Source organism: Vibrio sp. 10N.261.52.C11 (genome assembly GCF_041471405.1).
In the GTDB taxonomy this organism is placed as follows: domain Bacteria; phylum Pseudomonadota; class Gammaproteobacteria; order Enterobacterales; family Vibrionaceae; genus Vibrio; species Vibrio crassostreae_C.
On sequence record NZ_JBFROI010000137.1, the window covers coordinates 1 to 1366 of the forward strand.

General features: G+C 39.9%; 2 protein-coding genes. One reads left to right on the top strand and one right to left on the bottom strand.

Translation table 11 applies throughout. The features are described 5' to 3' along the window. Positions 1-27: 27 nt before the first annotated feature. Entirely contained in the window at positions 28-879 is an 852-nt protein-coding gene (locus tag AB4323_RS24385; RefSeq protein WP_372059124.1) for a DUF6602 domain-containing protein, read from the bottom strand. A 107-nt stretch (positions 880-986) separates the two neighbouring features. Here AB4323_RS24385 and AB4323_RS24390 point away from each other — a divergent pair. Beyond that, a partial coding sequence (locus tag AB4323_RS24390) for a transposase (RefSeq protein WP_372153539.1) occupies positions 987-1366 on the top strand: 380 nt, incomplete at its 3' end.

Below are 1366 nucleotides of genomic sequence, written 5' to 3' on the forward strand. Positions count from 1 at the left end.
CTTAATCCTTATTTGTTAGGCAAATTTTCAACTGAACGACACTACCTCGATTACTTCGATTGATTTCTTGTGGGCGTCACCAATTATGTAAGACTCCGTCGGGACTGCATCTGTTGACCTCCAATTACTCGCAACCGATATGATTTTATGCAATAGATACTGAAATTCACCTTCAGGGTGCTTATACAAGATTATTTTGTTTGCATCATGCATATTCTCAGCACTAGTGTACCCGTCCCAAAACAGAACCAAACCATCATTCAATGAAATTAAGGCGTTTGGAGAAAGATGCGGTGGATGATTCCTACATGCCTCCAAATAGTTTTTTAGCAGTGTATCTTTGTTTAAAGTGAAATTTTTACATAGAATGAAGCCAAATATTTGGTCATAGTAATTGTTTACCTGATCGAACCTTTGTTCGAATTCCCCCTCAACAGCCATCGTGGTGTTGAGTCTTCTGAAATGAAATGGATTTTCTGTATGCCTGTTCAATTGCTTGACCGATGCTATTTTATTTACGGCATCATTAAGTTCTTTGGTTCCTAAACTACTCTTTATCTCTCCCACAGCAATGACACTTTCGCACGGAAAGTAGGTAGCTTGTGGATCATCGTTAACTGAGAATATTGGGCAAATATCCTTTTCATATAAAACGATGTCGGTTTGATTTGATGCTGTTCCTGAAGTGTCTATAATGCAGCCAGATCCAATACCAATCATCTTAGGTAAAACAGATTCAAGTTTCTTCTTTACTCCAAATTCTCTCAAACCACCGATGATACCAGGAGTTGTAGCTCGACTCGCTTTATCAAAGTCTTGAATTAAATCACTCCCCAGCTCTCTTAGAAAATCTTGAGTACTAAATTTATTTTTCTGCATACCTAAACCCAATGATAAATTTATATTATTTGCCTAACGAATGACATGGATTCCCCCTACCGAGGATCTGCCACACTTATGTGGTACTTAATTGCACCGGAGGCACCATGTCTGATTTTTCTTATTTCTGCGGTATCGACCTAGCTAAAAACCACTTCAGTCTTCATGCCGTAGACCAAAATGGTAAGGTCATACTTCATAAGTCGGTAACTCGCTCTAAACTACTGACTACAATAGCAAATATGCCACTCATGCGTATAGGCGTTGAAGCGTGTGGTGGTGCACATTATTGGGCAAGAACACTCAATAAACTTGGGCACGACGCCCGCATTATGGCCGTTAAATACGTAATTCCTTATCGAACTAAAGGAAAGAACGACCTTAATGATGCTGTTGCCATATGCGAAGCTGTTCAGCGTCCATCAACTCGCTTTGTACCCGTAAAATCCCCCGAGCAACAAGCCATCTTATCGGTACATAGAATGAG

Coding starts and splice junctions, on each gene's coding strand:
- AB4323_RS24385 (WP_372059124.1), bottom strand. CDS start 879: ATGCAGAAAAATAAATTTAGTACTCAAGATTTTCTAAGAGAGCTGGGG.